The organism is Bradyrhizobium sp. B124, from assembly GCF_038967635.1.
Taxonomy (GTDB): domain Bacteria; phylum Pseudomonadota; class Alphaproteobacteria; order Rhizobiales; family Xanthobacteraceae; genus Bradyrhizobium.
On sequence record NZ_CP152413.1, the window covers coordinates 3354261 to 3372554 of the forward strand.

The window sequence follows — 18294 nt, forward strand, 5'->3', positions numbered from 1 at the left end:
TTAGGCATGCGCCAGCAAGGGGACGCGCCGCTTTCACCGGCGCGTGAAGCGCCTCAATTGCCGTAGTTGGGATCCTGCGCCTGGAACGGACCGCACTTCGCGCCGATGCCGAAGCGCTGATCGAAATCCACAGTGCCGCCGCCGACCGGTATGCGGGTCGGCGGCAAGCCGCGCGTGTACTGGTCGACGGTGACGGACTTCTTGTCCGCGCTCATCGTCACATGCACCGGCTCGAGGTCCTTGCCCTTGTTGAGCTCGGTCAGATCGAGCGTGTAGTAGCCGTCCGCCGTCTTGCCGGCGGCCATGCCGCTACGCGGCGCAAAGACGACGGATTGCGGCAGGTAGACCTCCATCAGGACGCCGTTACCCTTGCAGGCGATCATGCGGATCATCCAGGCCCGGTCGTCCGGCAGCGTCACGGCGGATGCCGGCACCGACAGCAGTGCAATCGCGGCAGCAATGCCTGCTGTCATGGTTCGACCTGCACGGTTCGACATGGATGCCTCTGGCGACTGATGGCGTTGCTGGCGTTTGGTCGGCGGCCGGGCCGCGAAAGTTCAATCCGCATCGTGCACCGCAGCGATCGCAATGGACCGATCAAGCGGGAATATCATCCGTCGAACCGTGATCCATGCTGATGAGAAAACTGCTACAATGCGAGCCGGTTCACATTGGCGGCTCGCCGTCCGGACCTATCATCCCGCCCGGATGGCGCGCAGCTCGCAAGGTATGCGGATCGAAGCGCACATCGTCGGAGGATCGTCATGCATTCGTCGTCAGCAGAGTGGTTACCCGTTGCGTCGGCGCCGTCGGACCGGGAGCTTGAGGTCTGTGTCCTCGACTATGACGGCATGGTGCACGCGCTGATGTTCCCGTGCCACCGGGACGGCGCCGAATGGGTCGATGATGCCGGCAGCAGGCATCTCGACATCCAGCCGACGCATTGGCGCAGATGGATGCTCTCAGCCAATTGACGCCGCCATGATCGGTCTCGGCCAGCCGACGCCGACCTCGCTCCGGTCCGGATATTGAGCTAGACTTGCCACGTGAGGTTCAAGGGTGGGCCAGGAGGCTCGTCATGGAATCACACGTGATCCCCTTCGAAAATCGCTGGACCAACGGCAAGCATGCCTGGGAGTGGCATTGCGAGCTCGAGCGGCTGGGCGTGCCGACGGTCCGGACGATGTATTGCGAGCATGAGACGCACTATCGCGACGAGCTTGCCGTGGTGTTCGACATTCCCGCGGGCTTTGTCCACGACTGGCTTGCCTTCCACGACCGGCGCGCCGCCCGGCAGCAATTGCTGTGGCGCGCCAGCGTCATCACGCTCGGCCTCATCGCCGCATCGGGCGTCGTGCTCGGCGCGCTCAGGTAGAGGCAGCGAACCCGCCGCTGGAACGGCCGGGCGGCCCCCCCGCCCCTCGCGGCCGAAAAACCCCCTATGCCCGGCCCCTGCGACGACCCGCGCCCCCCGTAAAGCGCACTTGTTAACCCTTTGCTAACCATACACCCGGCAAGAATTGCCGAGTGAAGTCGAGTGTCGTCGAACGCGTCTAACGGGCGGAGATCCCCGTGAACGCCAGCGCGGTGCCTCACTTTCGGAACGGCGGCCCTGCGGCCGTCGCGCAGACGCTTGGCGGCCGCGGCCGCCAGTCGCGGGGGAGAGCGGCTACCATGGTCGACGTCACGGCGGGTCAGGGCACGGCAGGCAAGAGCGGATTGCCGAGCCTCGGCGAGATCGGCGACATCCTCAAGCGCGGCGATCTCGCGCTGGCGCTCGGCGTCCTCACCATCCTGGTGGTGCTGATCCTGCCGCTGCCCTCGATCGTGCTCGACCTGTTTTTGGCGGTCTCGATCACGATCTCGATCCTGATCCTGATGACCTCGCTATTCATCCAGGCGCCGCTGGAATTCTCGTCGTTTCCGACCATCCTGCTGATCTCGACCATGATGCGGCTGTCGCTGAACATGGCCTCGACCCGGCTGATCCTGAGCCACGGCCACGAGGGCACGGCGGCTGCCGGCCACGTCATCGAGGCGTTCGGCAACTTCGTGATGGGCGGCAACTTCGTGATCGGCATCATCGTGTTCGCGATCCTGGTGATCGTGAACTTCGTGGTCATCACCAAGGGTTCGGGCCGTATCGCCGAAGTTGCGGCGCGCTTCCAATTGGACTCGATGCCCGGCAAGCAGATGGCGATCGACGCCGACCTGTCCGCCGGACTGATCGACGAGAAGGCCGCCAAGGAGCGCCGCAAGGCGCTGGAAGACGAGAGCGGCTTCTTCGGCGCGATGGACGGTGCCTCGAAATTCGTCCGCGGCGACGCCATCGCCGGCCTCCTGATCGTCGGCATCAACATCGTCGGCGGCATCATCATCGGCGTCGCCCAGCAGGGCCTCTCCTTCGGTGAAGCCGCACGCACCTACACCGTGCTGACGGTCGGCGACGGCCTCGTCACCCAGGTGCCGGCGCTGATCGTCTCGACCGCAGCCGGCCTCCTGGTCTCCAAGGCCGGCATCACCGGCGCCGCCGACAAGGCGCTGATGCGCCAGCTCTCCGGCTATCCGCAGGCGCTCGGCATGTCGGCCGGCGTCATGCTGGTGCTGGCGCTGCTGCCGGGCATTCCGACGCTGCCGTTCCTGGCGCTGGGCTCCGGCGCCGCGGCGCTGGCCTGGAACGCGCGCAAGAAGAAGCGGGTCGCCAACGCCGCCGAGGCCGCCGCCGCGGCCGCCCCCGCTGCAGCCGCGGCCGCCGCCGCTGCCGCCGCGGAAGAGCCGATCGCCGCCGCGCTGAAGATCGACGACCTCAAGATCGAGCTCGGCTACGCGCTGCTGCCGCTGGTCAACGGCCCCGACGGCACCGACCGCCTCACCGAGCAGATCAAGGCGCTGCGCCGCTCGCTCGCGATCGAGATGGGCTTCGTGATGCCGGCGGTGCGCATCCTCGACAATGTGCAGCTCGAGGCCAACAGCTACGTCATCAAGATCAAGGAAGTCGACGCCGGCACCGGCAAGATCTGGCCGAGCCAGTTCATGGTCATGGATCCCGCCGGCAACCAGGTACAGCTGCCGGGCATCCACACCATCGAACCGACCTTCGGCCTGCCGGCGACCTGGGTCGATGCCGGCCTGAAGGAAGAGGCTGCGCTGAAGGGCTACACCGTTGTCGACGCCGCGACCGTGCTGTCGACGCACCTGACCGAGCTGCTCAAGACCAACATGGCGGACTTGCTGTCCTACGGCGAGGTGCAGAAGCTGTTGAAGGACCTGCCGAAGGAGCAGGGCGAGCTGATCAAGGACATCGTGCCGAGCCAGGTCACGGTGTCGGGCATCCAGCGCGTGCTGCAATTGCTGCTCGCCGAGCGGATTTCCATCCGCGACCTTTCCACCATCCTCGAGGGCATCGCCGACGCGCTGGCGTTCTCGCGCAATCCGGCCACCATGGTCGAGCATGTCCGCGCCCGGCTGGCGCGCCAGATCTGCGCCCAGAACACCTCGCCGAACGGCTATCTGCCGCTGATCGCGCTGTCGGCGCGCTGGGAACAGGCGTTCGCCGAGTCGATCGTCGGCCAAGGCGACGACCGCAGCCTGGCGATGCAGCCTTCGAAGCTGTCGGAATTCATGACCGCCGTGCGCAACGCCTTCGAGCAGGCGGCGCGCGAGGGCGAGGCGCCGGTGCTGGTGACGTCGGCCGCGATCCGGCCGTTCGTTCGCTCACTGGTGGAGCGGTTCCGCTCGCAGACCACCGTCTTGTCGCAGGCCGAGATCCATCCGCGAGCCCGGCTGAAGACCGTCGGCAGCGTGTAGAGCTTCTTGTTTGGACGCGTTTTCTTCACGCGAACCGGCGTCCATCCCGCATCGAGTGCGGGACAGGCTTCGCTCGAAAACGCTGTAGCCGTCGCAAATCATTTGCGTTTTCGCCTGTGCTTTCTCGCCACAGGCAACTGATTTATGTGGAACAGTCCGGAACGGTCCTATCTGGGGTAACATGATCCGGCTTCCGAGCAAGTTACTGATATTACATCCAGTTAATGTGGATTTTGGGGCCGGAGACGGTTTTTGATCGCGCCCGATCACGTCTCATCACGCCCTTGTGATGGCCTCTAGGGAACGGAATCGGCAAATCCTACGTTGGTGGGGCACGAGACGTTGAACCGGGCAGAAGACCAAACCGACAGATTTACTGAGAGCAGGAAGGCGGCAGGAGACTTCCATGAACCACTCGATCTACAGCGCTGATCGTACGACGCACCTGAAGATTGTGGTCGTGGCCTTGGTCGCCGGTATTCTGGTCGCTGGTTTCGGCATCACCGCGCACAATTCGTCGGACGAGGGTTACACACAGACGGCACGTGTCATGAAGGCCGGCAAGCCGGTCGCGATCACGAGCACGAGCAACTCGCTGGTCCGCTAACAGGAGAGTTTCACGAATTCACGTAGTGTTCTTTACAGCCCCCCAAAGTCGCTGCGTGGATATTTAAGACCCCCAACTACCCCCAAGTTGACTATCGAAAACGCCCGCTCCCCACGGGCGTTTTCTTTTTGTGCGGATGGGGCAGCTCAACTGCGCAGGTGACAGGTGGCGCACACTTGCCACGTCATTGCGAGCGAAGCGAAGCAATCCACTGTCACCGCTTGTACGGAAAGATGGATTGCTTCGTCGCTATCGCTCCTCGCAATGACGGAACCGTTCGCGATGTCCACGCGGGTTTATCGCGTCGAACCCGACGCAGGCGGCACGGTCTCGATCAGCTTGCCGGTGAAGATTGGCGCCGAAGTCGGCTGGCCATTCGGCGAACCGCCGGCCTGCTCGACCGTCACCGCGTAGGTGGCGCCGTTGATCACGTCGGGATCGTAGCCCGACAGCACCGGGCGCGCGGTGAAATCATCGGCGCCGATCACGCCGAGCGAGCGCGGCTGCGGCAGCCTGTCGGAGATCAACCAGAGCTCAAAGCTCTTGCCGGGCTCGGACGGAGCGCCGACCTTGCGCACGGTGAAGTTCTTGGTCGCGCCGTCGATGGTCATGATGAAGGCCGGCCCGCCATTCTGTCCCTGCAGCAGCGCGACATACTGCGCCGACGGCGCGAGCGCCGGCGCCGGCGTCTTCACTTCGACGGTCTGGATGCGCGGCTTCGGACGGATCGCATTCGGCAACGCGTCGGGCCGGTAGATCTGCAGGCCGAGCGTGACCAGCAGCGCGGCCGCGATCGCGGTCGCCGCCGACGCGATGCCGCGCCAGCGCTTCACGCGGCCCGCAAGCGCGATCATGTTGGTGCTGTCGTTGACGCCAAAACGTGGCTGGATTGGTGGCCGCCGAATCTCGGCCGGCTGTGGGATTTCTGATGGCTGAGCAGGCTCCGGATCGAACGCCGAGCCGAAACCAGGATCGTCGGTGATCGGCGGCGGCGTCACCGTCGCGGTCGGCGTCTCGGGCAAGACCAGCGGCGCCTGCGGCGCGCCGGCATGGCCGATCGCCGCCTTGATGTTTTCCCAGACCACCGGGCGCGGCTCGACCAGGCCGACCATCTGGTTCAGCGGCCCGAGCCTGAACTCCCAGGCTTGCACGAGCGCGGCGAACTCGGTGTCCACGGCCATCATGGTCTCGACCTGCGTGCGCTCGTCGGCATCGAGCGTACCGAGCGCATATTCCGCGGCGAGCGCGATATGGTCTTCGCTATAGGCCATCAATCAGAGTCCAAGACACTCCCGGATATCCATCAGGCTGCGGCGCAGCCAGGTCTTCACCGTGTTCACCGGTGTCTCGAACTTTGCGGCGAGCTGCTCGCGGCTCCAGCCGTTGTAATAGGCGAGCAGCACGAGCTTCTGACGATCGGGCTCCAGACGACCGACGCACTCCAGCAACCGCTTCAACTCTTCCGTCATTTCCCGTCGCGCCAGCGGATCGGGCGAGTCGGCGGCGACTTCCATCGCCGCAGGCTCATCTTCCAGCGAGGACTCGCCTCGCTTGCGCACGACATCGATGGCCCGGTTGCGCGCGATCGACGCCATCCACGTGATCGGGGACGACAGGGCCGGGTTGAACTGCCCGGCGCTGTTCCAGATCTTGACGTAAGCCTCCTGAATGACCTCCTCGGCGAGGTCCTGACGCCGCAAGATACGGAGCACGACGCCAAAGAGTTTCGAGCGGGTCGCGGCGTACAGCCGCTCAAAGGCGGCCTCATCCCCCTTCGCGACGGCGGCGATCAGCCAGACGAGCTCAGCCGGCGTCAGCATTCAGGGCCCTCCAAGCCTGCATCCCCCAATCGCCCCTTTGCCACCGCGCCGCCGATCATCATCTGGTCCGCACCGGTGGTAGCATATTTTGGGACAGCACGATCCGCCAAGTGGCCGACGAGAGGCCTGCTTGTGGACAGCGCCCAGCAAAAAGCCCGGGCGATCGGCCCGGGCTCTCAAGATGGTCAGCGGAGGGAGCGAGGTATCAGGCGATGACGCCGAGCCGGGCCCGCATCAGGCCGATCGAATCCATGTCGGCTTGCTCGCGAGCGCTCTCCTCCGCGCGTTCGCGCGCCTGGTCGCGCTCGTCAAGCAGCTCGACCTTCTTCAGCTCCTCGAAGGCTTCCGACAGCAGCGCCTTGGCGTCGTCGAGCTGGGCACGCAGCTCGTCGGCCGAACGGGTCAGGTTCTCGCGGCGCTGGATCGCGGCCTTGGCGTAGGTGGGATAGGCGAAATGCGAGGGATCATTGATCCCGGCGCGCTCCTGCTCGGTCTGGATCTCGCGCTCGAGCTCGACGGACATGCGCTGGAAATCGGCGATCATGCCTTCGATCTGGGTAACCCGACGGCGCTTTTCATCGACCTGAAACTTCTTCAGGCGGATCAGCGTTTCACGTGACTTCATCGACTCATACTCCCCAGAAGTCCCAATTCTGAACGCGGGACAGAACCGGCTCCCCCCTGGGCCCCGCCGGCATAGCTATGGTGTGCCGGGGATGATGGCCTGACAAAGTTAGCGTTCCGTTTCCAAACCCGACAGGATTTGAGCGAGTTGCCGGTAGCCGTCGCCGAGGCTGGTCGCCTCGTCCTTGGCCTGGCGCAGGAAGCTCTCCAAGGGCTCATGCAGCCGGATCGCCTCGTCGACCTCGGGGCTGGAACCCGGCCGGTAGGCACCGAGCCGGATCAGTTCCTCCATGTCGGCATAGGTCGCCATCACCTGCCGCGCCTTGTTGATAAAAGGCAGGAAGTCGGGGTCGGCGGACCGCGGCATGGTGCGCGAGACCGACTTGAGGATGTTGACCGCGGGATAGCGGCCGCGCTCGGCGATCGTCCGCTGCATCACAATATGGCCGTCGAGGATGCCGCGCACCGCGTCCGCGATCGGCTCATTGTGATCGTCGCCGTCGACCAGCACGGTGAAGATCGCGGTGATGGTGCCGACGCCGGTGCCCGGCCCTGCCCGCTCCAGCAGCTTCGGCAATTCGGTGAACACCGTCGGCGTGTAGCCCTTGGCGGTCGGCGGCTCGCCGGCCGAGAGGCCGATCTCGCGCTGCGCCATCGCAAAGCGCGTCACCGAGTCCATCAGGCACAGCACGTCCTGGTCCTCGTCGCGGAAATACTCGGCGATCGCGAGCGTCAGATACGCCGCCTGGCGCCGCATTAGCGCCGGCTCGTCCGAGGTGGCGACCACCACGACCGAGCGCGCCAGCCCCTCCTCGCCGAGATCCTCCTGGAGGAATTCCTGTACCTCACGGCCGCGTTCGCCGATCAGCCCGATCACCGAGATCGCGGCATCGACATTGCGCGCCAGCATCGACAGCAGCACCGACTTGCCGACGCCGGAGCCGGCGAAGATGCCCAGCCGCTGGCCGCGGCAGCAGGTCAGGAAAGTATTGAGGCCGCGCACGCCGAGATCGAGGGGCGGACCAACCCGCTTGCGTGAATGTGCCGGCGGCGGCGAGTTGCGGTAGGACATCGGCGAGGCGCCCTGTTGCAGCGGCCCCTTGCCGTCGATCGGTTCGCCCATCGCGTTGACGACGCGGCCGAGCCAGGCCGGCGACGGCCGCACTTGACTCGCCGCATTGGCGATCACGGCGCGGCAGCCGCGCCTGACGCCCTCGAGCCCGCCGAACGGCATCACCACCGCGTTCTCGCCGGAGAAGCCGATCACCTCGGCCGGGATGAAGCGGCCGGCGCCGACGTCGATCACGATGCGGGCGCCGACCGACATCGCGTGAATGGGGCCGGCGATCTCGACCATGAGCCCGCGGACGCCGACCACACGGCCATAAATATTGACGCCGTCGATGTCCCCGATCTGCTCCGCGAGCGCCTTCATTGCGAAAACCTTAAGTTTCGGCAATTTTGCGCCGGCCGCTTAACTTCGTGTTTACCCGCATCATTAATCATTGCGTCACTGTCTTTGGTGACTGAGGTCGCTCGCCCATCAGAAGAAGGGCGAGTCGCGAGAGTCGGTTAGGCCCGGCTCTTAATGTGGAAACTGAACGAGCGCAGTTAGGAAAAGCTTCTTCTACGCAATATCTTAGGGCGATTCGACAAAAATTGCACGGTTAGAGCTTGCGTCGAGGAATCAGTTTTTGTTAACCATATCTCGTCAGGATCCGAATCAGTTGTTCAAAGGCGTTTTGTGAGTGCCGCAAGTGCGGCCGACCTGACGCCCGGAGCGGCGACTATAGGGGACTGGCATGCGCGTTTTGCTGATTGAAGATGATAGCGCCGTCGCGCAGTCGATCGAATTGATGCTCAAATCCGAGAGTTTCAACGTCTACACGACGGATCTCGGTGAAGAAGGCGTCGATCTCGGCAAGCTTTACGACTACGACATCATCCTGCTCGACCTCAACCTGCCCGACATGTCCGGCTACGACGTGCTCAAGCAGCTCCGGGTTTCGAAGATCAAGACTCCCATTCTGATCCTCTCCGGCCTCGCCGGCATCGAGGACAAGGTCAAGGGTCTCGGCGTCGGCGCCGACGACTACATGACCAAACCCTTCCACAAGGACGAGCTGGTCGCCCGCATCCACGCGATCGTGCGCCGCTCCAAGGGTCACGCCCAGTCGGTCATCCAGACCGGCGATCTCGTGGTCAATCTGGACACCAAGACGGTCGAGGTCGGCGGTCAGCGCGTGCACCTCACCGGCAAGGAATACCAGATGCTGGAGCTGCTCTCGCTCCGCAAGGGCACCACGCTCACCAAGGAAATGTTCCTCAACCATCTCTACGGCGGCATGGATGAGCCGGAGCTGAAGATCATCGACGTCTTCATCTGCAAGCTCCGCAAGAAGCTCGCCAACGCCTCCGAGGGCCGCAATTTCATCGAGACCGTGTGGGGCCGCGGCTACGTGCTGCGCGAGCCGCACGAGGCCGACGAACGCATTCCCGCCTGACCTTCTGGCCCGCAGCGTTCCGACTTCGCTTTCGACTTGAGCCCCGCCGCAAATGGCGGGGTTTTTGTTTTTAGGACTTACGCCACCGGGATCGCGGTCAAAGCGGCGAGCAGATCCGCGCCCTTCGGAACACCGAGCCCGGTGCAGGCGCTCCAGCCCGGGCCGGCATCGTAGCCTTTGCCGCCGACGCGGTTGTTGCCCTGCACGACCGCACGGAATGCTCCGGGGTTGGAATAAAGCGCGGTGTTGAGAAAGCCTATCTGCTCGCCGCGCGCGGCGACAGCTATTGCGACCAGAGCGGCCCATAGCGGTGTCGCGGCGCTGGTCCCGCTCATCGCCATCGCCTGTCCGTTGACGATGATGCGGTAGCCCGGGCTTGCCGCGGCCGCGCAGGCGACGTCCGGAACGCCGCGCCTGATAGCGCCGTCGTTCTGCGATTTCGGCAGCGTCAAATGCGACTGATAGTCGGGGACGGGAAACGCGTCGCTGATGCCGCCGCCGGTGCCGACCGCGCCGGCATTCCAGACCGCCTCCGCTGCGGCTGATCCATTGCCCGCGGCAGGCACGGGCTGGGTGCCGCCGCAACTCGTCGCATAGGGGCTCGAGGCGGGAAACCAGACATGAACCTTGCCGTCGGCCAGGCCGCTCGTCGCGAGCTGATCACCGGAGGCGAACAGCACGCTGACACGCAGCCGCGCGGCATCGGCCAGCACGGCCTGCATCGCGTCGCGCCCCGGCCCGGTCCAGTATTTCTCGGCACTGCCCCAGCTGACGGAGACCACCTGGGGCGCATGCTCTTCATCGAACACCGCTTGATGGATCGCGTCGGTCAGACCCGCGGCGGAGTTCTCGGCAAAGTAGACGACGATCTTGCTCTTCGGCAGCAGGCCGGCGAGCACCTGGAGATCGAGCGCGATCTCCTGATCGGCGACATCGTTAGTGCCGAAGCCGCCATTGCCGCTCGGCGGCACATTGACGACAACCGGCGGCGGCCGGTTCATGCCGGCCACCGCCATGGCGAGATCGCTCGCGAGATAGCCGCCGCCGAGAGCGATGATGCCGACGCAGGTCGACGACACGTCGCGATCGAGCGGAATGCCGTAGAGGGCCGCGATGTCGGTCGGCCACAGCCCGCTGCCGCTGCCCATGTCGGCCCGGGCCTGCGCAAGCGGCGTCCTGGTCCGCAGCGGCCGTTGATCGAAGCCGAGAATGGCGCGGGTCCATGGCGCGATCTCGGCCGGCACCGTCAGGCCGCCGACGCGCGCGCGAAACGTGCGCTCGCCGTCGCGGTAGGTGCGAAGCGTCGCGCCGAAGATCTCGGCCATCTGCCGCGCCGTGCCTTCCAGCTCGACCGTGCGCGCGACAGGATCGCTGCGGCCGACGGTCAAGCCCCGCTCTGCCGCCAGCCGCACCACGCGGGCGACGGCGCGGGCATGGCTGCGATGGCGCTGGGTCGCGAGCTGGTGCCGCGTGATCGGCAGGGAGAGCCGGGCGAGATCCCCGGCGCTGCCCGTCGGAAACTTGTCGGGGGTGCGCCGCTTCACATAGACCACGATGGGGATCCGCTCGTCGGGATCGACATCGCCGACCAGCGTCGCACCGACAGGCGCGGCGCGGTTGCTGCCGGCAAGCGGAACTCTGCGCTCGCGCGCGCCGGCCATCAGTGCGGTCTCACTTTCCGGCACATGGGCTCGGCTGCGCCGGATTCTGCGTATCGTCGTAGGCGCAGAACGGGATCGACCAGACGAAGTCTGCCGCGGTCGCGATGCGCGTGAGACCTGGTTTGCCTTCGAAGATCGGCGGCTGGCCCGAGAACTTCCAGTACCATTCGGGCAGCAGCGGCCCGAGCGGAGCGATCGGGCCATTCGGGCCGAACGAGAGGAATCCCGCCTGCGACGACGGCGTGCCGTCGGCCTTGAAGGCCGCGCGGCCGTGGCAGGTGATGCAGGACGACGTCGCGACGAAGCCGTCCTCGGTAACGGAATTGCCGACCCTGATGTCGAGCCCGACATTGTCGACGAAATCCACCTGCGACCCCTTCAGGCAGTAGTTGTTGTAGACCGGATCGATATCCGCGCTCGACAGCAACGCCGTCAGCGCGGCCGTCTTGGCGCAATCCGGATAGCCCTGGCCGGCGGTCCGGTTCGACGGCACGAACGCGGTCTGCGCGCCGAAATTGTCACGACAGCCGATGATGTCGCAGCGGCCCGGATTGAAGCGGTGCTCGAATGTCGCCCAGGTCCAGTTCGGCACCTGCTTGCTGATCACATGCATCGAGACCAGGGCGTATTGCACGCCGGCCGCGCTGTTGACGTGATAGAGCTGCGGCACCTGCGCCACCGTCACCTTGTTGTTGGTGAATTGCGGAATGTCGCTGACCGGCAGCCAATTCCCCTTCACCTCGACGGAATCGACCGGAAACGACAGCGCCTTGCCGAATGCGGCCTTCACGCCCGAACGCTTGTAGAGGTTGTTCTGGACGATGAAGTCGAACGTCGGCTTGTTGTGACGCGTTTCCTCCATCTGCCCCTGCGCGGCGCCCGGCGGCAGCGCCGGCAGCAATCCGCCGCTCTGCTGCACGCCTTCGCGCGCCACCTGCGGCAGGATCGGCGGGCGCAGCGACGGCGGTGTCGCAACCGCCGGAAACTGCGGATTGGGCTGAAACAGATCGGTATCGCTCGCCCAGGTCTCGAACGTCGAATTGCTGCCGCCGGCGCGGGTGTTGGCCTGGATGAAGAGCTGCCAGGCGACCTGATCCGGCGCGGTCATCGCGGGATTCGGCGGCGATTGCGCCGCGGCCGAAATGGCGGGAACCAGAAACAGACCACAGACGAGCAGCGTGTCGATCGACCTTCTCATCTTGCTCTCCACATCGGGTTCAAGGTTGGAATCCGTCCCCCATCCAGCTCGCATAGACATCGAGCGAGTCCTGCGACCACCGGTGACCGGGCGGCATGAAGCCGGACGACAGCGCAGCGAAGACGCGGCGTGCATTGGCGTGATCGGCAAAGTCATCATTGGCGGCCGGGTCGCAGATCCAGCCGGCGTCGCCGAGCCGAACGCCCTTGGGGGTCATGCAGGCGACGTCACCCGGTCGAAACATCGGCAGGATGTCGTTGCCAAAACTGGTCGTCATCGGGATCACCGAACCCATTCGCGACAAGCACTTCTGGTTGTATACCGTATAGGCAACCATCGCGAGGGCAGCTGTGAAGCGGCTCACATCCCCGCGCAGCAATTTTCCGGTGGCCGTCCGCGGCCACCGGAGCCCACAGGCTGGATCGAACCGAAGCTTCGCGAACCGCGACCAATCAGCTATAGGATGACCACCTAGGGCTGTTCGGGCGCATCACATGATCCTGCAATCCCTCGCCGGCCTGCCGGCGTTCCTGGTCTATTTCTGCACGGCGCTGATTGCCGTGGTCGCCTACCTCTTCGTCTACACCCGCGTCACCCCGCATGACGAATTCCAGCTGATCCGCGACAACGATCCGGCGGCGGCGATTGCGCTGGGCTTGAGCCTGCTCGGCTTCGTGCTGCCGGTGGTCAGCGCCATCGCCCATTCCGCCAATGTGGTGGACTGCCTGATCTGGAGCATCATCGCGCTGATCGTGCAGATCATCGTCTATTACATCGTGAAGATCCCGGTGCCGAACCTGTCGGCGCGGATCGCCTCCGGCGAGATGGCGGCGGCGATCTGGCTCGGGCTGTCATCGCTGGCCGCAGGCGCGCTGAACGCGGCCTGCATGATCTACTGAGCCATTGAGCTAACCATGGCGCGCAAACCGAACCCGGAATTCGGCAAACGGAGACCAGTGGTGCCGGCGGTGCCGCCGCGGCCCGATCCGCCTTCCAAACGCTCCAGCCATGTCGCGCTGCTGATGATGGGCACGCTCGCGGTCGGCGGCGGCGCCTACGCGCTGATGCCGCGGCAGAATTGCCAGCCCATCCAGCCGACGCCTCCGGGTGTCACCGCGCCGGTCTCCCCGCAACCCGGCGGCGATTGCGCGCCGCGCAGTTCGTCGTCGGGATCGGGCGGCAGCGGTGGTGGCGGCGGCTCGTCGCGCAGCAGCTTCTACGGCGGCAGCTCCTCGTCGGGCGGCTCGTCATCCTCGTCGGGTTCGTCGTCAAGCTCGTCGGTCAGCCGCGGCGGTTTCGGCTCGTTCGCGCATGCGTTCGGCTTCGGCGGTGGCTGACACGCACTTTGCCGTGTCGTCATGCGCTTTCGCTTGCCCGGCGATCGGAGCTGATGGACACTCGGCGCGGCTCCGCAGAAGGCAAGGCAGGCGGCAAGGATCGCGTCCATGAAACGCTCGCGACGGGTCTGGCTGAAATTGATGGGAAGCGTCGCGATCGGCGCAGCCTCGATGGGCCTGACGCCAGGCCATGCCCGCAGTCATCATTATGCGGGGCACAAAGCCAGGCGGAAGCCCGAGCAGATATCACCCTCCGGCGGCTTCGGCGGCGCGCCACGCAGCATCGCCCACTACGACAACGGTCCCTCGCATGGCGGCGGCTGACACCGAGCTGACACGCATCGTCTGAAGATCACGGACCCCTTCATGCAACGCATCGTATGTTCCGAGCGCGACGATTGGCAGGCAACCGCCGAAAGCGCCGGATTCACTTTCCACACCATCGACGGTGAACGCTACTGGGACGAACGGGCCTATTACGCCTTCACGCTCGACGAGATTGAGCGCGATATCGAGGCGCCGACCGGCGAGATCGACGCGATGTGCCTCGAGCTCGCCGGACGCGCGGTCAAGGATGAACAATATCTGCGCCGGCTGAAGATACCGGAAGCGTTCTGGGACCTGATCGCGGCGAGCTGGCGCCGCAAGGAGCCGAGCCTCTACGGCCGGCTCGACCTCAAATTCAGCGGCAGCGGCCCGGCCAAGCTGCTCGAATACAATGCCGACACGCCGACCTCGATCTTCGAGGCGGCGGTGTTTCAATGGACCTGGCTCGAACAGGCGATCGAGCGCAACATCATCCCGAAGCGCGCCGACCAGTTCAACTCGATCCACGAGGCGCTGATCGAGGCCTGGAAGACGATCGGCGCGACCCATCCGCTGCATCTCACCGGACTGACCGGCAATGCCGAGGATGCCGGCACCCTCGCCTATCTCGAGGACACCGCGGCGCAGGCCGGGCTGAAGACCACGCTGCTCGACATCGAACAGATCGGACTGCGCAGTGACGGCCAGTTCGTCGACCTCGACGAAAGCCCGATCACGCTCGCCTTCAAGCTCTATCCATGGGAGTGGATGTTCCACGACGCGTTCGGCAAGAACCTCAGCTCGGCGCCGACGCAATGGATCGAGCCGCCCTGGAAGGCGATCCTGTCCAACAAGGGCATCCTGCCGCTGTTGTGGGAGATGTTCCCGAACCACCCCAATCTGCTGCCGGCCTATTTCGAGGACGATCCGCAGGCTGCGCAGCTCGGCACCTCGTTCGTGCGCAAGCCGATCTACTCGCGCGAAGGCGCCAATGTCGAACTGGTCAGCGCCGGCATCACGCTGGTCGCGGAGGAAGGCCCCTACGGCGCCGAGGGCTTCATCCGGCAGGCGCTCGCGCCGCTGCCGAATTTCTCCGGCCAATACCCCGTGCTCGGCAGCTGGCTTGTCGACGGCACGCCGTGTGGGCTCTCGATCCGCGAGGACGAGAACCCGATCACCGGCAACACATCGCGCTTCCTGCCGCACGCGATTTTGTAGAGCGTCGACGCACGCGCTTTTTTCCCGTCACCCTGAGGTGCGAGCGGAGCGAGCCTCGAAGAGTGCACGGCCCGGCTGGTGGCCGTCCACCCTTCGAGACGCCGCTTCGCGGCTCCTCCAGCGACAACGGCGAAGCCGTTGCGCGGGGGTGACGGAACAGGCAGAGTTGCCTTCCTGATTTAGAGAGATCCAGTCAAGTCAGCGCGCCGCGGACGCGACCGCCTTCAGCACATGGGCGGCGCCGGCACGCGCGACGGGCGCGGTGCTGGGCTGATAGAGCCCGCGGCGGTCGGGATAGGGCCTGAACAGATTGGTGATGCCGACCACGGATTCCGCCGCGCCAAGCGCCAGCACGCCGTCGGGCTCGAGCATCCGGGAGATCTTGCCAAAGATGCCTGCCTTGGTCTGCTGATCGAAATAGATCAGCACGTTGCGGCAGAAGATCACGTCGAAGGTGCCGAGATGCGAAATGTCCTGCAGCAGATTGAGCTGGCGATGCTGCACCATGCCGCGGATATCGGCGTTGAGCTGCCAGAGCTCGCCCTTCTGCACGAAGTGCTTGACCAGCAGCTGGATCGGCAGGCCGCGCTGCACCTCGAACTGGCTGAACAGGCCGGCCTTGGACTTTTCCAGCACCGCCTGCGACAGGTCGGTGGCGATGATCTCGATGCGCCAGCCGGTGAACAGCGCGGTCATTTCCTTCAGCAGCATCGCGATCGAATAGGGCTCCTGCCCGGTCGACGACGCCGCGCACCAGATGCGCAAGCTGCGACGCGCGGCGCGGGCCTGCGCCAGCGCCGGCAGCACCGCGTCCTTCAGATGATCGAACGGAATCTTGTCGCGAAAGAAGAAGGTCTCGTTGGTGGTCATCGCTTCGACCACCTCCGACGTCAGCATCTCGGCGCCGCCCTTCATCTTCTGGACGAGCTCGGGAATGCCGGCGAGGTTGGACCGGCGCGCCAGGGGCAGCAGGCGGCTCTCGACGAGATATTGCTTGTCGGCCGACAGATCGAGGCCGGAACGTTCCTTCAGCAGCTTACGCAGATACTCGTAGTCCAGCGGCGTCACGAACGGTCTCCCGCAAACACGCGAACAAGCTTCGATGCGATCTGATTGAGCGGCAGCACGGCGGCGCAGATGCCGGCATTGACCGCGGCACCAGGCATGCCCCACACCACGCTGCTCGCTTCGTCCTGGGCGATCACGCTGCCGCCGGCGGCGACGATGTCCTTGCCGCCGCGCATGCCGTCGGAGCCCATGCCGGTCAGGATCACCGACATGATGCTGCCCTGCCAGACATCGATCGCGGAGGTGAACATCGGATCCACCGCGGGCTTGCAGAAATTGACCGGCGGCCCGTCGTCGAGCGCGATCGTGGCATCGATGCCGTGGCGGACGATCCGCATGTGGCGTCCGCCCGGCGCCAGATAGATCTGACCCGGCCTGATGCTCTCGCCGTCGATCCCCTCATGCGCCGGCCGCTTGCTGGTGCGCGCCAGATGCTCGGCGAGAATGGTGGTGAAGGTCGGCGGCATGTGCTGGGTGATCAGCACCGGGACGCGGTCGATCACCGGGCCGATCTCTGCGACCAGCGACATCAACGCCTGCGGGCCGCCGGTGGAGGAGCCGATCAGCAGCACCTTCGGCTGCAGCAGGCCGAACGAACGGCGCGTGATCTGGGCGGGCGCCGCGGGCGCTGCTGCAGGGGCCAGCCCCACGCGCGGCTTGTCGTGGCCGGGCGCGAGCGGCGGGCTCGCCGTCGTATGCACCGGGCTGCGCCGCGCCTTGGCGCCGAGATGACGGATCTTCTGGATCAGGTCATGGCGGAAGGTTTCCGCGGCGGTCGCCTCGCGCGTGCTCTCCGGCTTCGGAATGTAGTCGGACGCGCCGAGTGACAGCGCCTTCAGGCTGATCTCCGCATTGCGGCGGGTCAGCGTCGAGGCCATGATGATGACGAGGTCGCGCTTCTTCGCCAAGAGCTGCGGCAGCGCCGAGATGCCGTCGAGGTCGGGCATCTCGATATCGAGCACCGCGACGTCGGGGTTGAAGCGCTCGAGCTGGTTGACGGCGTCGAGGCCGGTGCGCAGCGAGGCCACGACCTCCATGTCGGGCTCGGCGCCGATCCAGCGCGAGATCATCCCCCGGATGACCACGGAATCGTCGACGACCATCACCCGCACCTTGTCGGAACGGGTCGATGTCGGGACCGCAGTACTTGTCAACGCAACACTCATGACTTCACCAGCGACGCAACACGACGCACAACAACCGTTGAGCCGAAGGCTTCTGCCGCCGGATCGAACGTAGACTTAAATCAAACCGACTTCCTGGAACTTCGCGGTGACGATGTCCCGGTCGAACGGCTTCATGATGTATTCGTTGGCACCGGCATGCAGCGCGCGTGCGATATGCGCGACGTCATTCTCGGTGGTGCAGAACACGACCTTGGGCTGATCGCCGCCGGGCATCCGGCGAAGATTGCCGAGGAACTCGTAGCCGTCCATGACGGGCATGTTCCAGTCGAGCAGCACGGCCTCGGGCATCGCGCGCTTGCAGGCCTCGAGCGCCTTGGCGCCGTCCTCGGCCTCGACGATCTGGAAATCGAGCCCTTCCAGGATACGGCGGGCAACCTTGCGAATAACGCTTGAGTCATCGACAACAAGACACGTTCTCATCTGCGACCTCTACTTCCTCATCCCCGGAGGGATGTTTCAGTTCTTCGATTCAGTCGGCCCGTCTCAGGCCGCTTTGGCATCAGGCACCAGTTCGAGCACGCGATCGACATCGAGGACGACCATGAGCTGGCCGTCGAGGCGGTGGACGCCGCCGGCGAGCCTGGCCATGCGGGGATCGAGGTTGACCGGGTTGTCCTGGCGGCTGTCGTCGGGCAGCCGCAGCACCTCGCCGATCTGGTCGATCAGCAGGCCATAGGATTCGCCGCGCTGGTCGACGCCGACCGCCATCGGTGGCGTGCCGTCGTCGGCCTTGGGCAGGCCGAGCCGGGCGCGCATGTCGACCACGGTGACGATGCGGCCGCGCAGGTTGAGCACGCCGGCGATCTCGCTGGAGGCCAACGGCACCCGCGTCAGCCGCTCCGGCATGAACACGTCCTGCACCCGCGAGATCGGCAGGCCGAACAGCTGCCCGCCGATCACGGCCGTGACGTACTCGGCCATCGCGCCTTCACTGGTCTCGGTCTTGCTGCTCATCGA

21 protein-coding genes are annotated in these 18294 nt (G+C 65.4%); 9 read left to right on the top strand and 12 right to left on the bottom strand.

The window, feature by feature from the left end; translation table 11 throughout:
* Positions 1–53 precede the first annotated feature (53 nt).
* Positions 54–473 carry a hypothetical protein gene (locus AAFG13_RS16105; RefSeq protein ID WP_342712617.1) on the bottom strand — a complete coding sequence of 140 codons (420 nt, stop codon included), beginning with the start codon at positions 471–473 and terminating at the stop codon, positions 54–56.
* Positions 474–764: 291 nt separating this feature from the next.
* On the opposite strand from AAFG13_RS16105, the gene AAFG13_RS16110 reads away from it, so the two are divergent.
* The 4 genes from AAFG13_RS16110 (at position 765) to AAFG13_RS16125 (ending at position 4414) form a co-directional block, all read left to right on the top strand.
* Positions 765–974, top strand: a complete 210-nt coding sequence (locus AAFG13_RS16110; RefSeq protein ID WP_212316398.1) for a hypothetical protein — start codon at positions 765–767, stop codon at positions 972–974.
* A 104-nt stretch (positions 975–1078) separates the two neighbouring features.
* Positions 1079–1375 carry a hypothetical protein gene (locus AAFG13_RS16115; protein ID WP_212316400.1) on the top strand — a complete coding sequence of 99 codons (297 nt, stop codon included), beginning with the start codon at positions 1079–1081 and terminating at the stop codon, positions 1373–1375.
* 299 nt (positions 1376–1674) lie between these two features.
* Complete coding sequence (gene flhA / locus AAFG13_RS16120) at positions 1675–3807, top strand: flagellar biosynthesis protein FlhA (protein ID WP_342712618.1); 2133 nt, start codon at positions 1675–1677, stop codon at positions 3805–3807.
* Positions 3808–4213: 406 nt separating this feature from the next.
* Entirely contained in the window at positions 4214–4414 is a 201-nt protein-coding gene (locus tag AAFG13_RS16125; RefSeq protein WP_092116406.1) for a hypothetical protein, read from the top strand.
* Positions 4415–4710: 296 nt separating this feature from the next.
* On the opposite strand, the gene AAFG13_RS16130 is transcribed toward AAFG13_RS16125, so the two are convergent.
* From AAFG13_RS16130 to fliI, 4 genes are all read right to left on the bottom strand, one after another.
* Positions 4711–5685: an anti-sigma factor gene (locus tag AAFG13_RS16130; protein WP_342712619.1), complete on the bottom strand. Its 975-nt coding sequence runs from the start codon at positions 5683–5685 to the stop codon at positions 4711–4713.
* A 3-nt stretch (positions 5686–5688) separates the two neighbouring features.
* On the bottom strand, positions 5689–6234 hold the full coding sequence (locus AAFG13_RS16135; protein WP_342712620.1) for a sigma-70 family RNA polymerase sigma factor: 546 nt from the start codon (positions 6232–6234) through the stop codon (positions 5689–5691).
* Positions 6235–6439: 205 nt separating this feature from the next.
* Positions 6440–6859, bottom strand: a complete 420-nt coding sequence (gene fliJ / locus AAFG13_RS16140) for a flagellar export protein FliJ (RefSeq protein WP_021081901.1) — start codon at positions 6857–6859, stop codon at positions 6440–6442.
* A 108-nt stretch (positions 6860–6967) separates the two neighbouring features.
* Positions 6968–8293: a flagellar protein export ATPase FliI gene (fliI, locus tag AAFG13_RS16145; protein WP_342712621.1), complete on the bottom strand. Its 1326-nt coding sequence runs from the start codon at positions 8291–8293 to the stop codon at positions 6968–6970.
* A gap of 367 nt (positions 8294–8660) precedes the next feature.
* Between fliI and AAFG13_RS16150 the strand changes: the two genes are divergently transcribed.
* Complete coding sequence (locus tag AAFG13_RS16150) at positions 8661–9362, top strand: response regulator transcription factor (protein WP_016848562.1); 702 nt, start codon at positions 8661–8663, stop codon at positions 9360–9362.
* A 77-nt stretch (positions 9363–9439) separates the two neighbouring features.
* Here the strand turns inward: AAFG13_RS16150 and AAFG13_RS16155 are convergent, their stop codons facing one another.
* The 3 genes from AAFG13_RS16155 to AAFG13_RS16165 are packed head-to-tail and all read right to left on the bottom strand — an operon-like array spanning position 9440 to position 12498.
* Positions 9440–11023 (bottom strand): S53 family peptidase, encoded by a 1584-nt coding sequence (locus AAFG13_RS16155; RefSeq protein WP_342712622.1) that lies wholly within the window; start codon positions 11021–11023, stop codon positions 9440–9442.
* A gap of 10 nt (positions 11024–11033) precedes the next feature.
* A complete protein-coding gene (locus tag AAFG13_RS16160; RefSeq protein WP_342712623.1) occupies positions 11034–12221 on the bottom strand; it encodes a hypothetical protein in 1188 nt (395 codons plus the stop codon).
* Positions 12222–12240: 19 nt separating this feature from the next.
* A complete protein-coding gene (locus AAFG13_RS16165; RefSeq protein ID WP_342712624.1) occupies positions 12241–12498 on the bottom strand; it encodes a hypothetical protein in 258 nt (85 codons plus the stop codon).
* Between the two features lie 217 nt (positions 12499–12715).
* Here AAFG13_RS16165 and AAFG13_RS16170 point away from each other — a divergent pair, with 217 nt between their 5' ends.
* The 4 genes from AAFG13_RS16170 (at position 12716) to AAFG13_RS16185 (ending at position 15082) form a co-directional block, all read left to right on the top strand.
* Positions 12716–13120 carry a DUF350 domain-containing protein gene (locus tag AAFG13_RS16170; RefSeq protein WP_024583958.1) on the top strand — a complete coding sequence of 135 codons (405 nt, stop codon included), beginning with the start codon at positions 12716–12718 and terminating at the stop codon, positions 13118–13120.
* Positions 13121–13135: 15 nt separating this feature from the next.
* Positions 13136–13558 carry a hypothetical protein gene (locus tag AAFG13_RS16175; protein ID WP_342712625.1) on the top strand — a complete coding sequence of 141 codons (423 nt, stop codon included), beginning with the start codon at positions 13136–13138 and terminating at the stop codon, positions 13556–13558.
* Between the two features lie 108 nt (positions 13559–13666).
* Positions 13667–13882, top strand: coding sequence for a hypothetical protein (locus AAFG13_RS16180; protein ID WP_212316415.1), 216 nt, complete (start codon positions 13667–13669; stop codon positions 13880–13882).
* A gap of 42 nt (positions 13883–13924) precedes the next feature.
* On the top strand, positions 13925–15082 hold the full coding sequence (locus tag AAFG13_RS16185; protein ID WP_342712626.1) for a glutathionylspermidine synthase family protein: 1158 nt from the start codon (positions 13925–13927) through the stop codon (positions 15080–15082).
* Between the two features lie 198 nt (positions 15083–15280).
* On the opposite strand, the gene AAFG13_RS16190 is transcribed toward AAFG13_RS16185, so the two are convergent.
* From AAFG13_RS16190 to AAFG13_RS16205, 4 genes are all read right to left on the bottom strand, one after another.
* A complete protein-coding gene (locus tag AAFG13_RS16190) occupies positions 15281–16150 on the bottom strand; it encodes a protein-glutamate O-methyltransferase CheR (protein WP_092116424.1) in 870 nt (289 codons plus the stop codon).
* Positions 16147–17316, bottom strand: a complete 1170-nt coding sequence (locus AAFG13_RS16195) for a chemotaxis response regulator protein-glutamate methylesterase (protein ID WP_212316420.1) — start codon at positions 17314–17316, stop codon at positions 16147–16149. Before AAFG13_RS16195 ends, AAFG13_RS16190 begins: the two co-directional genes overlap by 4 nt.
* Before the next feature lie 75 nt (positions 17317–17391).
* Complete coding sequence (locus AAFG13_RS16200; RefSeq protein ID WP_018273268.1) at positions 17392–17757, bottom strand: response regulator; 366 nt, start codon at positions 17755–17757, stop codon at positions 17392–17394.
* A gap of 63 nt (positions 17758–17820) precedes the next feature.
* A complete protein-coding gene (locus tag AAFG13_RS16205) occupies positions 17821–18291 on the bottom strand; it encodes a chemotaxis protein CheW (RefSeq protein ID WP_173638259.1) in 471 nt (156 codons plus the stop codon).
* Positions 18292–18294 lie beyond the last annotated feature (3 nt).

Coding starts and splice junctions, on each gene's coding strand:
- AAFG13_RS16185 (WP_342712626.1), top strand. CDS start 13,925: ATGCAACGCATCGTATGTTCCGAGCGCGACGATTGGCAGGCAACCGCC.
- AAFG13_RS16155 (WP_342712622.1), bottom strand. CDS start 11,023: ATGGCCGGCGCGCGCGAGCGCAGAGTTCCGCTTGCCGGCAGCAACCGC.
- AAFG13_RS16135 (WP_342712620.1), bottom strand. CDS start 6,234: ATGCTGACGCCGGCTGAGCTCGTCTGGCTGATCGCCGCCGTCGCGAAG.
- AAFG13_RS16195 (WP_212316420.1), bottom strand. CDS start 17,316: ATGAGTGTTGCGTTGACAAGTACTGCGGTCCCGACATCGACCCGTTCC.
- AAFG13_RS16165 (WP_342712624.1), bottom strand. CDS start 12,498: ATGACGACCAGTTTTGGCAACGACATCCTGCCGATGTTTCGACCGGGT.
- AAFG13_RS16150 (WP_016848562.1), top strand. CDS start 8,661: ATGCGCGTTTTGCTGATTGAAGATGATAGCGCCGTCGCGCAGTCGATC.
- AAFG13_RS16175 (WP_342712625.1), top strand. CDS start 13,136: ATGGCGCGCAAACCGAACCCGGAATTCGGCAAACGGAGACCAGTGGTG.
- AAFG13_RS16110 (WP_212316398.1), top strand. CDS start 765: ATGCATTCGTCGTCAGCAGAGTGGTTACCCGTTGCGTCGGCGCCGTCG.
- fliJ (WP_021081901.1), bottom strand. CDS start 6,859: ATGAAGTCACGTGAAACGCTGATCCGCCTGAAGAAGTTTCAGGTCGAT.
- AAFG13_RS16205 (WP_173638259.1), bottom strand. CDS start 18,291: ATGAGCAGCAAGACCGAGACCAGTGAAGGCGCGATGGCCGAGTACGTC.
- AAFG13_RS16130 (WP_342712619.1), bottom strand. CDS start 5,685: ATGGCCTATAGCGAAGACCATATCGCGCTCGCCGCGGAATATGCGCTC.
- fliI (WP_342712621.1), bottom strand. CDS start 8,293: ATGAAGGCGCTCGCGGAGCAGATCGGGGACATCGACGGCGTCAATATT.
- flhA (WP_342712618.1), top strand. CDS start 1,675: ATGGTCGACGTCACGGCGGGTCAGGGCACGGCAGGCAAGAGCGGATTG.
- AAFG13_RS16160 (WP_342712623.1), bottom strand. CDS start 12,221: ATGAGAAGGTCGATCGACACGCTGCTCGTCTGTGGTCTGTTTCTGGTT.
- AAFG13_RS16200 (WP_018273268.1), bottom strand. CDS start 17,757: ATGAGAACGTGTCTTGTTGTCGATGACTCAAGCGTTATTCGCAAGGTT.
- AAFG13_RS16125 (WP_092116406.1), top strand. CDS start 4,214: ATGAACCACTCGATCTACAGCGCTGATCGTACGACGCACCTGAAGATT.
- AAFG13_RS16180 (WP_212316415.1), top strand. CDS start 13,667: ATGAAACGCTCGCGACGGGTCTGGCTGAAATTGATGGGAAGCGTCGCG.
- AAFG13_RS16170 (WP_024583958.1), top strand. CDS start 12,716: ATGATCCTGCAATCCCTCGCCGGCCTGCCGGCGTTCCTGGTCTATTTC.
- AAFG13_RS16105 (WP_342712617.1), bottom strand. CDS start 473: ATGACAGCAGGCATTGCTGCCGCGATTGCACTGCTGTCGGTGCCGGCA.
- AAFG13_RS16115 (WP_212316400.1), top strand. CDS start 1,079: ATGGAATCACACGTGATCCCCTTCGAAAATCGCTGGACCAACGGCAAG.